Consider the following 16,733-nt stretch of genomic DNA (forward strand, 5'->3'; position numbering starts at 1 on the left):
CCGCCGCAGCTCGGCCACCGTGTCCAGCCTGCCCAGCTCGTGCGGATTGCGCATCGCGTACACGCGGGTGATCCGGCCGTCCCCGGCGACGGAGGTGGTCGCCGTGTCCACCTCGCCGCCCGGGTCGTCCGCGCGGCGACCGCGCCGTCGACCGACGGGGTGGTGGTCTCCACGCGGGGCACGAGCTCCGCGGAGGGGGACAGCGCCGCGGCCACCCGCGAGGCCGCGGGAGCTACACCTGCGGCAGGTCGCCGGTGCGCACGAGGGTGTCCGCGACGTGCTGGACCTTGCTGCCGGTCTCCCGGGCCACCTTGGCCAGGGCGCGCAGCGCCTGGTCGGCGGTGAGCTCGTAGCGGCCCATGAGGATGCCCTTGGCCTGTTCGACGAGCGCCCGGGACTCGAGTCTGTGCTCGAGGTGCTCGACCATGTCGCGGGCCTCCTCGAAGGCGTACATGTTCGCGGCGACGACGGCGGCGTAGGCGGCGAACCGGGTGGCCACCGACCGGCTGGTCTCGTCGAAGGCGTGGGGCTTGCGGGCGTAGACGTTCAGTGCGCCGCTGATGCCCTCGCTGATCGGCAACGGAACCGACAGCGAGCTGAGGGCACCGTTCTCGACGGCGTGCTCCATGTAGTTGCGCCACCGGGTCTCCACCTGTGCGTCGGCGACCTCGACCAGCTCGCCGGTGCCGGCGGCGTGTAGGCAGGGTCCGTAGCCGCGGCCGTACTGGCTCTCGTCGCAGTCGAGGGCCAGCTGACCGGTGGACACCGCGGTGCTCGACCTGTCGTTGATCAGCAGGGACACCGACGCCTCCGCGCTGCCGGGCATGACCTCCTTCGCCAGGTCGGCCACCGACTGCAACAGGGACCGCATGCAGTTGTCGCGGAGAGCGAGGCGGCCCAACCGCTCCAGGGCCTCGACCGGCCCGAGAGGGTCCGATGGATCGGTGCTGGACATGGCGTCGACCTCCGGTCGTCCACCGGAGGGGGCTGGACGACCTCGGCTCCGGGCCCCGCGAGCCGGGGCCGGTGCTCGGGTACGCCACCGGGGAGACGCACGAGGAACGCGGGACCGGCCCGGCGCTCGGGACCACGCTACCGCCCCAGGGGTGCGACTCGGCCACGCGGAGGCCCGCGGTCGTCCCGAGCCCGGGTGTCAGCAGCTGTCCAGGAAGCGGGTGACGACGGACGTCCACCGCTGCCGGGCCTCCTCGTGCAGCTCGGTCGTCTGCAGACCGACCTGGTTGACCACGATGGACGCGGTCCCGTTCCTCTTCGGCTCGCTGGTCACGATGACCGAGGAGCCGTCCCGGGCCTTCGTCCGCCAGGTGGTGCGCCGGTCGGTGCCGCTGACCCGCGGGGCGTCGTCGACGACGACGCCCCGCACGGTCTCGTCCTCGGCGGCGAACGCCTGCCACCGTTCCATGAGCTCGTCCCTGCCGAACGACGTCGACCGGCTCACGCTGGTCTGGAAGGTCCCGTCCGACCGCTGCCCGGGGACCCGCCGGCCGATGTGCTGCTCGTAGGCCACCGTCACGGACTGGGCCCACCAGGCGCACTGCTCGACGGTGCCGTCGAGCTCCCGGTGGACCTCGAGGGCGATCGCCCTGTGGTCGAGGTCCTCCGCGCCGATGTCGTCCATGAACCGCAGCCACTCGTCCCACGTCCGGTGGGTGGCCCGCTCGACGGGTCCGATCCGGGGGTTGGTCGCCATGCTGGTGGTGTCCTCTCGTGGGTTGCGGGCGGTCCGATCCTCGCTGGTCGCCCGCGACCCACGACGCGGGAGTGCCGACGGACCGCGGGCTCACGCGGGCAGGTGCCAGACTCGGCGGGTGTCGCCGCACCGGCTCCTGCTGATCCGCCACGCCCAGGCCGGCTCCGCGCCGGTCGACAGCGAGCGGCCACTGACCGCGCACGGCCTGCGGCAGGCTGCGGCGCTCGGCGCCTGGCTGGAACGGGCCGGGCTGGTGCCCGACGCCGTGCTGGTGTCCCCCGCCCGCCGGGCTGTGCAGACCTGGGAGCAGGCGGGCGGCGTCCTGGCACCGGAGGTGCGCCCGGACGTCGACCCGCGGGTCCACGACAACACCGTCGAGGCGCTGCTGACGGCGGTCCGGGAGGTGCCCGACGACGTCCGGACCCTGGCCGTGGTCGGCCACAACCCGTCGGTGGGGCAGCTGGTGGGACTCCTGGACGACGGTCAGGGCAGTCCGGTGGCCCGCCGCGAGGCGCAGGCCGGGTTCCCGGCCGGCGGGGTCGCGGTGTTCGACCTCGCCGTGCCGTTCGCGGCCATCGCACCGGGCACGGCGACGCTGAGCGACTTCACCCGCCCCGGCGACTGACCCGTCGCACCGCCGAGGCCACGGCCGAGCGGACTCCTCGGGCGGCGGGTCCGGACGGGTGTCGTCGGTCGCCGTCCTGCGGCACCATGGGGACCCCGTTCCCAGCCTCCCGAACGGGAGTGGACCCGTCGTCCCACCGGCCGCGGTCCCTCGCTCTCCCGCGGTCGTGCGGCCCGGGCCCGCGCGCCCGGGCCGCCGGGTGTCTCCGCGCCGTACTCATCGACGTACGAGGGGGATGAGATGTCCCGTCACCGTCACCTGCTGGGCGCGTCGGCCGCCGTGGTGGCCGGCATCGTGATCTGCGTGCCCGCGCCGGCGGTCCTGGCCGTTCCGCAGTCGGCCGGGGAGCCCGTCGTCGACACCGACCAGGGCGCCGTGCGCGGCCGCCAGGCCGAGGGCGTGGACAGCTTCCTCGGCATCCCGTACGCCGCCCCGCCGGTCGGGGACCTGCGGTGGAGTCCGCCGCAGCCGGCGGCGTCGTGGGACGGCGTCCGGCCGGCCGACGAGTACGGCCACCGCTGCCCGGCGGCCGAGAGCACGAACGGCCCGCGCTCGGAGACCGAGGACTGCCTGTTCGTCAACGTGCAACGTCCCGCCGGCACCACGGCCGGGGACCGCCTGCCGGTCTACGTCTTCATCCACGGCGGCGGCTTCCAGAACGGCAGTTCCGACCAGCACGACATGACGCAGCTCGTCGCGGCGACCGGGGTCGTCGGCGTGACGATGAACTACCGGCTCGGTGCTCTCGGCTTCCTGGGGCACCCCGCACTGACCGCCGAGCAGGGCGGGTCCGGCAACTACGGGTTGATGGACCAGCAGGCGGCGCTGCGCTGGGTGCAGGAGAACATCGCCTCCTTCGGGGGGAACGCCGCACGGGTGACGATCGGCGGGGAGTCGGCCGGCGGCTTCTCGGTCTGCACGCACCTGGTCGCCCCGGGCTCCCGGGGCCTGTTCGCCGCAGCGATGATCCAGAGCGGCTCGTGCCCGACCCGCACGCAGGAGCAGGCGGACGCCGCCGGTGAGGACATCGCGGCCGCTGTGGGGTGTCCCGACCGCGCGACAGCGGTGGCCTGCCTCCGCGGCACGCCGGTGGGTGCGCTCGTCGATGCCCCGGTGCCCTTCGTCCCGCCGGTCCGCGGCACGCCGTTCCTCCCACCGGACCCGCGCGTCGCGGTGGGCAGCGGTGACTTCGAGCGCGTCCCGGTGGTCGTCGGGGCCAACCTCGACGAGGGCCGCACCTTCACGGTCGGGAGCATCGGCTGGACCCGCGAGCAGTACGAGGCCTGGGTCGGTGAGACCTTCGGCGACTCGGCCGACGCCGTCCTGTCCCGCTACCCGTGGCCGGCCGACGCCGACGAGTTCACCGGCGCCTACGTCTCCGGCGCGGTCTGGACCGACGCCGGCCTCGCCGCCGGCATCGGTGGCTGCCCCAACCGGGCGCTCGTCCGCGACCTCGCCCGGCACGTGCCGACCTGGGCGTACGAGTTCGCCGCCCGCACCGGGCCGGGCCTGCGACCGGTCCCCGGCTACGAGTGGGGGGCCGGGCACGCCGCCGAGCTGGCCTACCTGTGGCCCAGCTTCGACAACGGCACCCCGATCGCCCCGACGTTCGACGCCGAGGAGCAGCAGCTGGCCGACGAGATGAAGGAGTACTGGGGGGCCTTCGTGCGGCACGGCGACCCCGCGGTCCCCGAGGCGGCGGCGTGGCCGCGGTACGACGCGGGGCAGGGCGTGCTGTCGCTCCGGCCGGGCGGGCGGAGCACCGTCCTCTCCGACGCCGCCGTCGCCGAGGAGCACCAGTGCGCGTTCTGGGACTCGGTGCCCCGGCCACCCGCGTGAGGGCTGCGCGGGCTCGCCCCGCACCGCCGGCCTCCTGGGCCCCTTCCACGGTCGCCCTCGACGAGCCGGTGGCGCCCGGTCCGGCTAGCGTGCGGCCGTGACCAGCAGTGACGACGGCATGTGGGTGTCGATCGACTACACGGTGGCCTGGGCGCCGACCACGACGTTCAGTCGCGTCTACCACCTGGAGCAGCAGGACCCCCGCGAGGTCACCCGGTGGGTGAGCGAGGGGATCGCGAAGGTGCGGGAGTCCGAGCGCCCGTGGCTGCTGGTCGATGCGTGGCGGATGATCCGCGTCGACCAGGTCGTCGCCTTCGGCGTGCGGCAACTCCCCGGCCAGCCGTCCGAGCAGCCGCCCTACGGCTTCGGCGGTCCGGAGTTCGACAGCTGATCGAGGCCTGCCACCCGGACGGCGGGTGTGACGTGCGTCATCCACCCGTGTCGCGGGTAGCGCCGGTACCGCGATGTCCGGCGGGATCCTGTGACGAGGGAGTGCGCGCGATGACCACCAAGGTCGAGAAGTCGATCCAGGTCGACGTACCGGTGACCACGGCCTACAACCAGTGGACCCAGTTCGAGGACTTCCCCCACTTCATGGGGGGCGTCAAGGAGGTGCGCCAGCTCGACGACCAGCGCCTGCACTGGGTCGCCGAGATCGCTGGTGTGCGGCGCGAGTGGGAGGCGTCGATCCTGGAGCAGGTCCCGGACCAGAAGGTCGCCTGGGCCGCGACCAGCGGGGCGACGAACGCGGGGGCGGTCCGCTTCGAACCCGCCGGTGCGAGCTCGACGATCGTGTACCTGGAGCTGGAGTACGAGCCCGAGGGCGTCGTGGAGCAGGTGGGCGACAAGCTCGGCATCGTGGAACGCCAGGTCAGGAGCGACCTGGAGCGGTTCAAGGCCCTGGTCGAGGACCAGGGCTACGCCAGTGGTGCGTGGCGGGGCTCGGTGAACGAGCACGTCGACGTCGGCACGCCCGGGGTGGGTGCCGCCTACGGCTCCGAGGGGGACAGCGGCAAGGCAGGACTCTCGGCGAAGGGCGTCATCGCCGGCGCGGCGGCGGTCGCCGGTGCCGCGGCGGCGGGCGTCGCCGCAGCCACGTCGAAGGGCGGCCAGGGCGCCGAGCAGCCGGAGGAGGTGGGCCGGCCGCAGGAGGTCGCCGACGTCCCGCAGCCCCCGCCGGACGCCGTGCGGACCCAGGTCCTGGTCGAGGAGTCCGAGCCCGAGGGGTACACCGCCCGGTCCTCGACGGAGGGCGTGGAGAGCGGCGTGACGGGTACCGACGACGACCCGATGATCGGGGGTGGCAGCCGCTGACCGCGGCGGGACCCGCGGGCTCGGGGCCACCGCCCGGTGACGGCCACGAGCCCGCGGGTCCCGCGCGCCGGGCCGGCTCCTCCCTGGAGCGGGAGCGTGGTGCGGGGACCGCCGTCGGCCGGGATCAGGTCCCGCAGAAGGTGCGGTAGACCCCGAAGTCCTGGGGGGCGGGGGCGGCGTAGCGTTCGAGGCCGGGGCGCTCCTCGTAGGGCCGGCGCACCGCGTCGACGAGTCGCTCGAGCGGCGCCAGGTCGCCGGCGGTCGCGGCCTCCAGAGCCTCCTCGACCAGGTGGTTGCGCGGGATGTAGAGCGGGTTGACCCGGTCCATCGCCGCGGCGTCCGCACCGAGGGCGCGCCAGCGCTCCAGCCAGCCGTCGATGCCGGGGAGGTCGAGGAACAGCAGGCGCACGGGCTCGGCGTCACCGCGGGCGGCCGCACCGAGCCGCCGGTGGAACGACGTGTGGTCGACGTGGTCGCGCTGCAGCAGGGGGAGCAGGTCGTCGACCAGCGCGACGGCGACGTCGTCGTCCACACCCTCGGGCAGGCCGAGCTTGGCCCGCATGCCGGCCGACCACGCGGCGTCGTACCCGGGCCGGAACGTGCCGAGGGCCTCCGTCGCGACCGCGACCGCCTGCTCCTGCTCGTCGGCGAGCAGGGGGAGCAGCGCCTCGGCGAACCGGGCCAGGTTCCACTCGGCGGCGAGCGGCTGGTTGCCGTAGGCGTAGCGCCCGCCGTGGTCGATGGAGCTGTAGACGGTGGCCGGATCGAACGCCTCCATGAAGGCGCACGGCCCGTAGTCGATCGTCTCGCCGGAGATCGTCATGTTGTCGGTGTTCATGACCCCGTGGATGAAGCCCAGCAGCATCCACTGCGCCACCAGCGACGCCTGGGCGGCGACGACCGCCTCGAACAGGGCCCGGTAGGGCTGCTCGGCGCCCGCGGCGACGGGGTGGTGGCGGCTGATCGCGGAGTCGGCGAGTCGGCGCAGCAGGTCGACGTCGCCCGTGGCGCGGGCGTACTGGAAGCTCCCCACCCGCAGGTGGCTGCTCGCGATCCGGGCGAGGACGGCGCCCGGCAGCACGGACTCGCGACGCACCGGGCGGCCGGTCGCCACCACGGCGAGGGACCGGGTGGTGGGGACGCCGAGCGCCTGCATCGCCTCGCTGACGACGTACTCCCGCAGCATCGGGCCGACCACGGCCAGGCCGTCGGCGCCTCCCCGGGCGAAGGGCGTGCGGCCGGAGCCCTTGAGGTGGAGGTCCCGGAGGCGCCCCTCGGCGTCGACCAGCTCCCCGAGCAGGAGCGCGCGGCCGTCGCCCAGGCGCGGGTTGAACCCGCCGAACTGGTGCCCGGCGTAGGCCTGGGCCACCGGTGTCGCGCCGTCGGGCACGTGGTTGCCGACCAGGAACCGCACGCCCTCGGCGCTGCGCAGCCAGCTCGGGTCGAAGCCGAGCTCGGCGGCCAGCGCGTCGTTGAGAACCAGCAGCCGCGGGTCCCGCGCCTCGTCGGCCTCCCACGGGACGGCCATCTCGGGGAACTCGCGGGCGAAGCGGCCGTCGAGGCGGACCGTCGGCAGCGGGGCGATGCTCACCCCGTCGACGGTACGTCGGACGCGGGCACCCGGCCCGGCCACGGCAGGGACCGTCGCCGGGCGGGGCATCGGACCGGCGAGGTGCGGTCGCGGCGCAGTCGGCACCGGGGACGCCCCGTCGGCGCACATCACCGGGGCGGCCCGCAGGCCTCAGCGGCGCGCCTCGGAGGGGGAGCGCCCGTACTTCCTGCGGTAGGCCGCGGCGAACCGGCTCGCGCTGGAGAACCCCCAGCGGGCGGCGACGTCGCTGACGCTGAGCGTCCGCTCCGCCAGCAGGTCGGCGTGGGCCCGCCGCAGCCGGACGTCGACCAGGTACTCGGTCGGCGTGCAGTCCAGCCACTGACGGAAGCCCTCCTGCAGCCGCCGGACGCTGGTGCCGGCCAGCGCGGCCATCTCCCCGGCGGTCCACGGGCGGGCGGGGTCCTCGCGCAGGGAGTCCACCACCCGCTTCACGGTGCGGGGCTGGGCCGCGCCCCGGCTGCCGGGCGGGCAGCCGGTGAGCAGGAAACCCGCCGCCAGTGCCCCGGCCAGCTGGTCGCGCACCAGGTTGCTGTCCCCGAACAGGTCAGGGGCGCGCAGGTGAGCCGAGAGCCCGGTGACGAGCTGCCGCCACGCCAGCCCCTGGCCGGAACCGAGGTCGAGCTGGTCGGGCAGGGTCACCCGCATCGTGGCGCGGTCGGCGCCCAGGACCCGCTCGGCCTCCCGTTCGAGCCACGCGCCGTCGAACTTGACCCCGAGGACGGTGCACGTCGCGTCCCAGTGGCTGATCAGCGACGGGGTGTCGGCCCGGAACACCGTCGCCTGGCCCGGCACCGACGTGACCGGACTGTGCCGCCCCCGGCTCTCCAGGTGCCCGGTCAGGGGCATGTTGACCTCGTAGGCGCCGGGGTAGTCGCACTCGACCGCGACGTCGGCACCCCAGCCCACGTGCCCGATCAGCACGGGCCCGAGGTCCAGCGTGCGGAGGGTGAGCCGCGGCTGCGAGGCGCCGCCGACCAGGCGCAGCTCGTGCGGGAAGTAGGCCTCGGCGACGACGCGGGAGGCCTGGCCCCAGTCGGAGGGCCCGGGGCGCCGCCGTCCGGACATGCCCCTGACGTTACCTGCGACGCGCGTCACACAGTCGTCGCGCGATCGGTGCCGGGACCGCGCTTCCTGTGTCGCAGCTCACCACCGCGCTCCCTACCTTTCCCCGTCAACCACGGCCGCCCGTGGAGCAGACGAGACCGAGGGGACCTGATGACGATCACCGAACAGCCCGCCGCCGCGACGGAGCAGCGCGACCTGTCCTGGCTGGACGAGGTCACCATGACCCAGCTCGAGCGCAACCCGTACCCCGTCTACGAGCGGCTGCGCGCCGAGGCGCCGCTGGCCTACGTGCCGGTGCTCGGCTCCTACGTCGCCTCGACCGCCGCGGTGTGCCGCGAGGTCGCGACCAGCCCGGACTTCGAGGGCGTCATCACCCCGGCCGGCGGCCGGACCTTCGGCCACCCGGCCATCATCGGCGTCAACGGCGACGTGCACGCCGACCTGCGCTCCATGGTCGAGCCCGGCCTGCAGCCGGTGGAGGTCGACCGCTGGGTCGAGGACCTGGTGCGGCCGATCGCCCGCGGCTTCCTCGAGCAGTTCGAGAACGACGGTCGCGCCGAGCTGGTCTCGCAGTACTGCGAGCCGGTCAGCGTGCGCGCCCTCGGCGACCTGCTCGGCCTCGGGGACGTGCCGTCGGACACGCTCCGCGACTGGTTCCACAAGCTGAACCGGTCGTTCACCAACGCCGCGCTCGACGAGAACGGCGAGTTCGCCAACCCCGAGGGCTTCGCCGAGGGGGACGCCGCCAAGGCGGAGATCCGCGCGACGGTCGACCCGCTGATCGACCGGTGGATCGAGGAGCCCGACGACAGCGCCATCTCGCACTGGCTGCACGACGGCATGCCGCCCGGCCGGACCCGCGACCGCGAGTACATCTACCCGACGATCTACGTGTACCTGCTCGGCGCGATGCAGGAGCCGGGCCACGGCATGGCCTCCACCCTGGTGGGGCTGTTCAGCCGGCCCGAGCAGATGGAGGAGGTCGTCGACGACCCGACCCTGATCCCGCGCGCGGTCTCCGAGGGCATGCGGTGGACCTCGCCGATCTGGTCGGCCACCGCCCGCATCTCGACCAGGCCGGTCACCGTCGCCGGCGTCGACCTCCCGGCCGGCACCCCGGTGATCCTGTCCTACGGGTCGGCCAACCACGACACGGGCGTGTACGAGGCGCCGACCGCCTACGACCTGCACCGTCCGCCGCTGCCGCACCTGGCCTTCGGCGCCGGGAGCCACGCCTGCGCCGGCATCTACTTCGCCAACCACGTCATGCGGATCGGCCTCGAGGAGCTGTTCGAGTCCATCCCCGTCCTGGAGCGGGACACCGGCGAGGGCGTCGAGTTCTGGGGCTGGGGCTTCCGGGGGCCGACGAGCCTGCACGTCACCTGGGAGGTCTGAGATGACCACGACCGAGATGACGGCCAGCCCGGCGTGGTCGCTCACCGTCGGCGACCGGCGGGTCGGGTGCGCGCCCGGCCAGTCGTTGCTCGACGCCTTCCTCCGCGCGGGCGTGTGGATGCCCAACTCCTGCAACCAGGGCACCTGCGGCACCTGCAAGCTCCAGGTCCTGCAGGGCGAGGTCGACCACCGCGACTCGCCGTCGGACACCCTCACCGACGCCGAGCGGCGGGCCGGCCTGGCGCTGGCCTGCCAGGCCACGCCGTGCGGGGACGCCGTCGTCAGCACGCCGTCGGCCGCCTCCGGCGACGTGCGCAGCACCCACGTCCTGCGGGACCTCGTCGCGACCGTCCGGGAGGTGGAGGACGTCGCCCGCGACACCCGTCGCGTGCTGCTCGGCCTGGACGAGCCGCTGGCGTTCTCCGCCGGCCAGTACGTGGAGCTGGTGGTCCCCGGCAGTGGCGTGCGCCGCCAGTACTCGCTGGCGAACAGCCCCGAGGAGGACAAGGTGCTCGAGCTGCACGTCCGGCGCGTGCCGGGCGGGGTGGCCAGTGACGCCTGGCTGTTCGGGTCGGTGCAGGTGGGGGACAGGGTGGAGCTGACCGGCCCGCTCGGGGACTTCCACCTCCCCGAGGCGGCCGACGACGAGGGCGGACCCATGGTGTGCATCGCCGGCGGGACCGGCCTGGCGCCGTTCGTCGGGATCGTCCGGACGGTGCTGCAGCGCGCCCCAGAGCGGGAGGTCGTGCTGTACCACGGCGTCCGCGCCGCCGAGGACCTCTACGACGTCGACCGGCTCACCGAGCTCGCGGCCGCCCACCCCGGCTTCCGGTTCGTGCCGGTGCTCTCCGACGAGGCGGACGGCGGCTCCGGCCACCGGACCGGCTTCCCGACCGACGCCTTCCTCGAGGACGTCCCGAGCGCGCGCGGCTGGTCGGGGTGGCTGTGCGGGCCGCCGGCGATGGTGGAGGCCGGCGTCAAGGCGTTCAAGCGGCGCCGCATGGCCCCCCGCTCGATCCACCGGGAGAAGTTCACCCCGGCCGACGCGCTGGGGGCGGACGCGCCGGCGGCGGACTGACACCCGGGACGGCGGTCGCCGGCGCGCGAACGGCGCCGCGGCCGCCGTCCCCGGGGGATCGGGCGTCCGGGGACGACCCGCGAGGCCGGCAGGTGCCCGCCGGGCGACTGGCGGACCCGCCGCCGAGCGTCTCCTCCCGGCCGGGGACCACCGGACGAGCTGCGCGTTCCGCGCCGCGCGCCGGCTCCGCGGCGGACGACGGCCCCGCGACCCGGCTCTTCGGGCACGCTCCCCGGCATGAGCGAGACCGCGCGCACCGCGTTGACCGTCGTCTGCTACTCGGTGGCCGTCCTCGCTCAGCTGGCCGCGCTCGCGATCCTGGTCGCGGAGGGGCGGCGGGCCGGCGCCGCACTCCGCCGCTGGCGCGACGCCGAGCCGGGACCGGCGACCGGAGCGGGGCCGCCCTCGCCGACCGCCGTGGTGGGCCCGCCGGGGACGACCGCCGTGGTGGGCCCGCCGGGGACGACCACCGCGCTGGTGCCGACGTCGGGGCCGGCGACCGACCGTCGGCGCGCGGACCGGGCCGCTCTCGTGGACCCGCTGCTGGGCAACGCCTTCGACCGCACGAGCGCCGTCGTCCTGCTGGTGGTCGGGGTCGTCGTCGGCACGATCGGCCACCTGCTCAGCCTCTGAGCGCGAGCGGCAGGGATCCCCCCGAGGCCGGGAACCAGGGGCGGATCCGGGCGTTCCCCGATGGTCCACCGCACCCGCGCCCGCGAGGCTCGTGCCATGACATCAGCCGTTCCCCCCACCCCGCCCCCGGTCGACTCCCCGTCCTGGAGCCAGCCGCCCGCCCGCACGCTCCGCCGCAGCGGCACCGACCGGATGGTCGGCGGCGTCAGCGGCGGCCTGGCCGAGTACACCGGCATCGACGCGGTGCTGTGGCGGGCCGCGTTCGTCCTGGTGACCCTCGCCGGTGGCGCCGGCGTCCTCGTCTACCTGCTGCTGTGGGTGCTCATGCCGGCCGGTCCGCTCCCGGCCGGTCAGGTGCCCGGCCCGCTCGACCAGCTCGCCCAGCGCCTCCACGACGCGCTGACCAGCCGCACGGCGGCCCCGCGGAGCTGACCGCGACGGCCGGGCGCCCGGCACCGGGCGCCCGCGCCCGGCCCCGGCGACAGCGGACGACGCCGGTGGCAGCCTCTCCCGTACACACGGAGCGCCGGCATCGAGGAGCGTCGGAGGCGCCATGACCGAGGAAGCCGTGCGGGCGGTGCTGGAGCACTATCTGGCCTCCAGCGGGGCCGGCGACGAGGAGGGTGCGAGCCGCATCTACCGCCCGGACGCCGTCCTCGAGTTCCCGCAGTCGGGGGAGCGGTTCGAGGGCGTGGACCACTTCCTGCCCTGGCGCCGGGAGTACCCCGCGCAGGTCGAGTACGAGCTGGACCGCATCCGCGGCGCGGGGGACGTCTGGGTCGCCGAGCTCCGCGTCCGCTACGACGGCGGACCGTGGCAGTACGCCGTCGACGTCTTCGAGTTCGACGGGGAGCTGGTGCGCCGGGAGTCGATCTACGTGACCGAGGGCTGGCCGGCGCCGGAGTGGCGCGCCCCCTGGCGGACCGCGCCGCCCCGGGAGGTCCAGGCCGGCTGAGGCGCTCCCGGCCGCGCACGGCGGCGTGGTCCTGCGGGACCACGCCGCTGCGGCGCGTGCGGTGATCGTCGCGAATCGCGGTCCGGTCGGGGCCTCGCTACGGTTGCCAGTAGCCACAGACCCCTCACCGCTCGTAGAACAACGGTGCCCCGGACACGGGCGGGGCGGCGGTCGCCGACGACGAGCAGGGCGGCGAGGAGGCCGGGAGAGGGGCCCGGGCGGACGCCGCAGGGAGAACCGACCAGCACGGGGGAGCGGAGGTGCTGATGTCCATCCACGAACGTGGCCAGCGGAGGTGCGCCGTGGGCCCGGCGGCCACGGGCGCGGCACCCGGACCGGCCGCGGCCGGCTGACCGGCCCCGGCACCCCCTCCCGAGGAAGCGCGCATGGACATCCCCGCGATGCGGGCCAGCTTCGCCAAGGCCGCCGCGGCCGGCGACGACGCCCCCCTGTACTTCTACTCACACCTGTTCCTGACCCACCCCGAGACGCGACGGCTGTTCCCCGTCTCGATGGCGCACCAGCGCGACCGGCTGTTCCAGGCCCTGGGCGAGGTGATGGCGCGGGTCGACGACCTCGACGCGCTCGTGCCGATCCTCCAGGAACTCGGCCGCGACCACCGCAAGTTCGGGACGGTCGCCGAGCACTACCCGGCCGTCGGCGCCAGCCTGCTCGCGACGCTGCAGCACTTCGACCCCGGGTGGAGCCCCCGGCTCGCGCAGGACTGGACGGCGGCCTACGAGCTGATCGCGAAGGTCATGATCGAGGCCGCCGACGCGGCCGCGGACCAGCCCGCGTGGTGGGACGCCGAGGTGGTCGAGCACGAGCGCCGCACCATCGACGTCGCCGTCCTGCGGGTGCGGCCGCAGTCGGAGTTCCCCTACCGCGCCGGCCAGTCGATCTCGCTGGAGTCCGACGCCCGGCCCAAGCTGTGGCGCTACTACTCCCCGGCCAACGCCCCGCGCCCCGACGGGCTCATGGAGCTGCACGTCAAGGCCCGCGACGGCGGCCCGGTCAGCACCGCCCTCGTGCGTCGCGTCGGGGTGGGCGACGTGCTGCACCTCGGCCCCCCGATGGGGCACATCGCCTTCGACGAGGAGTCCGACCGCGACCTGCTGCTGGTGGCCGGGGGCACGGGCCTGGCGCCGCTCAAGGCCGTCGTCGACCAGGTCGCCCGCCACGGCCCGCCGCGCCGCGTCGACCTCTACGTCGGGGCGCGCGCCGAGTGGCAGCTCTACGACCGGGCCGACCTCGAGCGCCTGGACGCGGAACACCCCTGGTTGACGGTCACCCTCGCCGTCTCCGAGGACAAGGAGTCCACGCTGGAGCAGGGCGACGTGGGCGACGTCGTGCTGCGGCACGGCCCGTGGGCCAGCCGGGACGTCTACGTCGCGGGGCCGGCCGCCATGGTCGACGACACGACGACCCGGCTCCTCCAGCACGGGGTGCGGCGAGAGCGCATCCGCAGCGAGGTGTTCGCCCCCAGCCGGCTGGGACCCAGTCTTGACGGAGAGGTGACCGAATGACCACCGACGAGTACGGGCCCGGGGCCGCCGAACGGCGCCTCACCCCGGCCGACGTCCAGAACGTGCGCTTCTCCCGGGCGCCGATGCTGCACCCGGGCTACAACGACGCGGAGGTCGACCGCTTCCTCGTCCGCATGGCCGGGGAGCTGGCCCACCTGCACGCGGAGAACGCCGACCTGCGCGACCACGTGCACGACCTGGAGGCCCAGGTGCATGCCCTGCACGACCAGCTCGCGAGCGCGACCGCGGTCGAGCCGCCGAGCGAGCAGGCGGTGCGCATCCTCGCCACCGCCCAGCAGACGGCGGACAGCTACGTGGCCGAGGCCGAGGACTTCAGCCGGCAGATGACCACCGACGCCCGCGCCCAGTACGAGGAGCAGGTGCGCCGGGCGCGGGAGAACGCCGGCGCGATCATCCAGGCGGCCCAGGAGGCCGCGGCGCGGATGGTCGCCGGTGGCCAGCCGGCACCGGCGACCGAGGACGGCGGCGAGCGGACCACCACCACCCAGGACCTCGAGGAGCAGGTCGCCTACCTCAAGGCCTTCGCGCAGGCCTGCCGGGTGCAGTTGCGCTCCTACCTGGAGGCGCTGCTCACCGACGTCGAGACCGAGTGGGGCCGGGCCGACCCGGCGTCCCTGCAGCAGCTGCCGCTGCGGACGCCGGCCGAGCGGCCCGCGGTCACGGCGGGCCCGCCGGTCCCGACGAACGTCGCCCGCGAGGTGCCGCTGGACGACAGCACCAGCGAGCAGCCCGCGGTCGGCACGGGCGGGAGCGCCGAGGTCACCGGCCGCCGCACCTGAGCGTCCGGGCGCCCGCGGACGGTGCCGCTCACGCGGCCGGGACGGCGTCCTCGGGCTCGGTCAGCTGCCACGGACGGACGACGGTGACCAGCACGGCGATCGCCACCAGCAGCGCCCCCACGATGACCGTGCCCATCGCGACGGCGTCGTTGCCCAGCACGCCCACGAGCGGGGCCACCGAGGCGCCGACGCCGAACTGGACGGCGCCCAGGAGGGCCGCCGCCGACCCGGCCGCCTCGCCGTGGCGGGCCAGCGCGAGCGCGGGCGCGTTGGGCAGTGCGAGGCCACCGGCGAACAGGACCGCCCACAGCGGCACGACCACGCCGAGGAGCCCGCCGGTGCCGGTGGCGGCCAGCACGAGCAGGGCGGCGCCGGCGACGGTCCCGGCCACGACGCCCGCGACCAGGATCTGGGCCGACGACCAGCGGCGCAGCGCGATCGGGTTGAGCTGGGTGGCCGCGATGAGCCAGAACGCCCCCGCGCCGAAGAGCAACCCGAACTGCTGCTCGTCGAGGCCGAACTCGCGCTGGAAGACGAACGAGGACCCGGACACGTAGCTGAACAGCCCGGCCATCGTCAGCCCGGCCACCAGCACCAGGCCGACGTAGGTGCGGTCGCGCAGCAGACCCCGGTAGGTGCGCAGCGTGCCACGCACGCCGTCGCTGCTGCGCCGCTCGGCCGGCAGCGTCTCCCGCAGCACGACCGTGCCGACGGCCAGGAGCAGCAGGCCGTAGACCGCGAGCAGCACGAAGATCCCGCGCCACGAGGTGAACCGCAGGACCTCGCCGCCGATCGTCGGAGCCAGCACCGGGGCGGCACCCAGGACCAGGAACAGCCGGGAGAGCATCGTGGCCGCGGCCCGGCCGGTGAGCAGGTCGCGGACGACGGCCATCGCGATGACCGCCCCGGCGGCGCTGCCCACGCCCTGCAGCACCCGCAGCCCCCCCAGGACGGCGACGTTCGGGGCCACCAGCACCAGCAGCGAGGCCAGCACGTAGAGGGCGGTGCCGGCCAGCAGCGGCCGCCGCCGTCCCAGCGCGTCCGACAGCGGTCCGAGCACCAGCTGCCCGAGCGCCAGGCCGACGAGGGTGCCGGTGAGCGTCAGCTGGATCGTCGCCGACGTCGTCCCGAGGTCGGATGTGATCGTCGGCAGCGCCGGCAGGTACATGTCGATGGTCAGCGGCCCGACGGCGACGAACGCCCCGAGGACCAGCGTGAACAGCGCCTGCCGCCGTCCGCTCACGGGCGGGGCGGCCGGCGCGGCGGCTGGTCGTGTGGTGGTGGTCGCGGTCACAGGGGCCCCCGGCTCGGACGTTTGCGGATGAGGCCCTCGTCGGCCACGTACGTCGGCTGCCAAGTCGGTCCGCCCGCCGTTCATTCCACCGCTGCCGACGTCGGCGTGTCGGGCCTCCCGGTGCGCGACGATGGCCGCCACCAGCGCCGCCGTCTGCGAGGAGAGCCCCGTGTCGATGCCCCCAGGAGTCACGCCCTCCGGCGCCCAGCCGCCGGCCGCGATGGTCGTGCCCCAGTTCTTCGTCAAGCAGCGGATCACGGTGATGGTCAACCGCTACGAGGTGGTCGCGGCCAACCCGGACGGCTCCGAGGGGCAGTTGCTGGCCTTCGCCGAGCAGAAGCGGATGAAGCTCCGGGAGGAGGTCGTCTTCTTCTCCGACGAGAGCCGGAGCCGCCCGGTGTTCTCCTTCAAGGCCCGGCAGCGGCTCGACGTCCACGCCGAGCACGACGTGTTCGACGAGCACGGCCGGTCGCTGGGCAGCTTCAGCAAGCAGTTCGGCGCCAGCCTGCTGCGCTCCACCTGGAAGCTGTGGGCCCCCGGCATCCAGGCGGTCGGGCGGGAGCGGCGGATGAGCATCGCGGTCCTGCGCCGGGTGTGGGACGTGATCCCCTACGTCGGCGACGTGTGGGTGCCGTTCGTCTTCCACTTCGACTTCGTCGACACCGCCACCGGTGCCACCGTCATGGTCAGCGAGCGGCAGAAGTCCATCCGCGACCGCTACCTGGTGACCGTCCCCGACTCCCGGCTGGACTTCCGGGTCGCCGCCGCGATGGCCGTCGCGCTCGACGCCCTGCAGAGCAGGTGATCGACCCGGGACCGCAGGGTCGACCGCATGACGGGGACCACCGGCTCCTCCCGGTGGGTGGCGACGAGCACCGGGCGGGTG

17 protein-coding genes are annotated in these 16,733 nt (G+C 74.9%); 12 read left to right on the forward strand and 5 right to left on the reverse strand.

Features of this window, described 5'->3' with window-relative positions; genetic code table 11:
• Positions 1–232 precede the first annotated feature (232 nt).
• On the reverse strand, positions 233–955 hold the full coding sequence (locus tag ACI78V_RS15085) for a GAF and ANTAR domain-containing protein (protein WP_456852103.1): 723 nt from the start codon (positions 953–955) through the stop codon (positions 233–235).
• 198 nt (positions 956–1,153) lie between these two features.
• Positions 1,154–1,711 (reverse strand): hypothetical protein, encoded by a 558-nt coding sequence (locus ACI78V_RS15090; protein WP_456852105.1) that lies wholly within the window; start codon positions 1,709–1,711, stop codon positions 1,154–1,156.
• Positions 1,712–1,829: 118 nt separating this feature from the next.
• Here ACI78V_RS15090 and ACI78V_RS15095 point away from each other — a divergent pair, with 118 nt between their 5' ends.
• From ACI78V_RS15095 to ACI78V_RS15110, 4 genes are all read left to right on the forward strand, one after another.
• Positions 1,830–2,336, forward strand: coding sequence for a SixA phosphatase family protein (locus ACI78V_RS15095; protein WP_456852107.1), 507 nt, complete (start codon positions 1,830–1,832; stop codon positions 2,334–2,336).
• Between the two features lie 240 nt (positions 2,337–2,576).
• Complete coding sequence (locus tag ACI78V_RS15100; protein ID WP_456852109.1) at positions 2,577–4,175, forward strand: carboxylesterase/lipase family protein; 1,599 nt, start codon at positions 2,577–2,579, stop codon at positions 4,173–4,175.
• Positions 4,176–4,272: 97 nt separating this feature from the next.
• A complete protein-coding gene (locus tag ACI78V_RS15105) occupies positions 4,273–4,566 on the forward strand; it encodes a hypothetical protein (RefSeq protein WP_456852111.1) in 294 nt (97 codons plus the stop codon).
• Positions 4,567–4,676: 110 nt separating this feature from the next.
• On the forward strand, positions 4,677–5,489 hold the full coding sequence (locus ACI78V_RS15110) for an SRPBCC family protein (protein WP_456852113.1): 813 nt from the start codon (positions 4,677–4,679) through the stop codon (positions 5,487–5,489).
• A gap of 124 nt (positions 5,490–5,613) precedes the next feature.
• Here ACI78V_RS15110 and ACI78V_RS15115 read toward each other — a convergent pair whose 3' ends face one another.
• Both ACI78V_RS15115 and ACI78V_RS15120 read right to left on the reverse strand, forming a co-directional pair.
• Complete coding sequence (locus ACI78V_RS15115) at positions 5,614–7,080, reverse strand: protein adenylyltransferase SelO (protein ID WP_456852115.1); 1,467 nt, start codon at positions 7,078–7,080, stop codon at positions 5,614–5,616.
• Positions 7,081–7,230: 150 nt separating this feature from the next.
• Positions 7,231–8,166, reverse strand: coding sequence for an AraC family transcriptional regulator (locus ACI78V_RS15120; protein WP_456852117.1), 936 nt, complete (start codon positions 8,164–8,166; stop codon positions 7,231–7,233).
• Between the two features lie 150 nt (positions 8,167–8,316).
• Here ACI78V_RS15120 and ACI78V_RS15125 point away from each other — a divergent pair, with 150 nt between their 5' ends.
• The 7 genes from ACI78V_RS15125 (at position 8,317) to ACI78V_RS15155 (ending at position 14,553) form a co-directional block, all read left to right on the forward strand.
• Positions 8,317–9,561 carry a cytochrome P450 gene (locus tag ACI78V_RS15125; protein WP_456852119.1) on the forward strand — a complete coding sequence of 415 codons (1,245 nt, stop codon included), beginning with the start codon at positions 8,317–8,319 and terminating at the stop codon, positions 9,559–9,561.
• A 1-nt stretch (position 9,562) separates the two neighbouring features.
• Positions 9,563–10,639: a 2Fe-2S iron-sulfur cluster-binding protein gene (locus ACI78V_RS15130; protein ID WP_456852120.1), complete on the forward strand. Its 1,077-nt coding sequence runs from the start codon at positions 9,563–9,565 to the stop codon at positions 10,637–10,639.
• Positions 10,640–10,876: 237 nt separating this feature from the next.
• Entirely contained in the window at positions 10,877–11,272 is a 396-nt protein-coding gene (locus tag ACI78V_RS15135; RefSeq protein ID WP_456852122.1) for a hypothetical protein, read from the forward strand.
• Between the two features lie 96 nt (positions 11,273–11,368).
• Positions 11,369–11,704, forward strand: a complete 336-nt coding sequence (locus ACI78V_RS15140; RefSeq protein WP_456852124.1) for a PspC domain-containing protein — start codon at positions 11,369–11,371, stop codon at positions 11,702–11,704.
• Between the two features lie 121 nt (positions 11,705–11,825).
• A complete protein-coding gene (locus ACI78V_RS15145; protein ID WP_456852126.1) occupies positions 11,826–12,227 on the forward strand; it encodes a nuclear transport factor 2 family protein in 402 nt (133 codons plus the stop codon).
• A gap of 386 nt (positions 12,228–12,613) precedes the next feature.
• Complete coding sequence (locus tag ACI78V_RS15150; RefSeq protein WP_456852128.1) at positions 12,614–13,753, forward strand: globin domain-containing protein; 1,140 nt, start codon at positions 12,614–12,616, stop codon at positions 13,751–13,753.
• Positions 13,750–14,553, forward strand: a complete 804-nt coding sequence (locus ACI78V_RS15155) for a DivIVA domain-containing protein (RefSeq protein ID WP_456852130.1) — start codon at positions 13,750–13,752, stop codon at positions 14,551–14,553. Before ACI78V_RS15150 ends, ACI78V_RS15155 begins: the two co-directional genes overlap by 4 nt.
• A gap of 28 nt (positions 14,554–14,581) precedes the next feature.
• Here the strand turns inward: ACI78V_RS15155 and ACI78V_RS15160 are convergent, their stop codons facing one another.
• Positions 14,582–15,796: a multidrug effflux MFS transporter gene (locus ACI78V_RS15160; RefSeq protein WP_456852132.1), complete on the reverse strand. Its 1,215-nt coding sequence runs from the start codon at positions 15,794–15,796 to the stop codon at positions 14,582–14,584.
• 181 nt (positions 15,797–15,977) lie between these two features.
• On the opposite strand from ACI78V_RS15160, the gene ACI78V_RS15165 reads away from it, so the two are divergent.
• On the forward strand, positions 15,978–16,652 hold the full coding sequence (locus ACI78V_RS15165; protein ID WP_456852133.1) for a hypothetical protein: 675 nt from the start codon (positions 15,978–15,980) through the stop codon (positions 16,650–16,652).
• Positions 16,653–16,733: the final 81 nt, after the last annotated feature.

Source organism: Geodermatophilus sp. SYSU D00742, from assembly GCF_054049935.1.

Bases quoted from the DNA above. Each gene is read 5' to 3' on its own strand.
- ACI78V_RS15085 (WP_456852103.1), bottom strand. From the start codon at position 955: ATGTCCAGCACCGATCCATCGGACCCTCTCGGGCCGGTCGAGGCCCTG.
- ACI78V_RS15090 (WP_456852105.1), bottom strand. From the start codon at position 1,711: ATGGCGACCAACCCCCGGATCGGACCCGTCGAGCGGGCCACCCACCGG.
- ACI78V_RS15100 (WP_456852109.1), top strand. From the start codon at position 2,577: ATGTCCCGTCACCGTCACCTGCTGGGCGCGTCGGCCGCCGTGGTGGCC.
- ACI78V_RS15110 (WP_456852113.1), top strand. From the start codon at position 4,677: ATGACCACCAAGGTCGAGAAGTCGATCCAGGTCGACGTACCGGTGACC.
- ACI78V_RS15120 (WP_456852117.1), bottom strand. From the start codon at position 8,166: ATGTCCGGACGGCGGCGCCCCGGGCCCTCCGACTGGGGCCAGGCCTCC.
- ACI78V_RS15125 (WP_456852119.1), top strand. From the start codon at position 8,317: ATGACGATCACCGAACAGCCCGCCGCCGCGACGGAGCAGCGCGACCTG.
- ACI78V_RS15130 (WP_456852120.1), top strand. From the start codon at position 9,563: ATGACCACGACCGAGATGACGGCCAGCCCGGCGTGGTCGCTCACCGTC.
- ACI78V_RS15135 (WP_456852122.1), top strand. From the start codon at position 10,877: ATGAGCGAGACCGCGCGCACCGCGTTGACCGTCGTCTGCTACTCGGTG.
- ACI78V_RS15140 (WP_456852124.1), top strand. From the start codon at position 11,369: ATGACATCAGCCGTTCCCCCCACCCCGCCCCCGGTCGACTCCCCGTCC.
- ACI78V_RS15145 (WP_456852126.1), top strand. From the start codon at position 11,826: ATGACCGAGGAAGCCGTGCGGGCGGTGCTGGAGCACTATCTGGCCTCC.
- ACI78V_RS15150 (WP_456852128.1), top strand. From the start codon at position 12,614: ATGGACATCCCCGCGATGCGGGCCAGCTTCGCCAAGGCCGCCGCGGCC.
- ACI78V_RS15155 (WP_456852130.1), top strand. From the start codon at position 13,750: ATGACCACCGACGAGTACGGGCCCGGGGCCGCCGAACGGCGCCTCACC.
- ACI78V_RS15165 (WP_456852133.1), top strand. From the start codon at position 15,978: ATGGCCGCCACCAGCGCCGCCGTCTGCGAGGAGAGCCCCGTGTCGATG.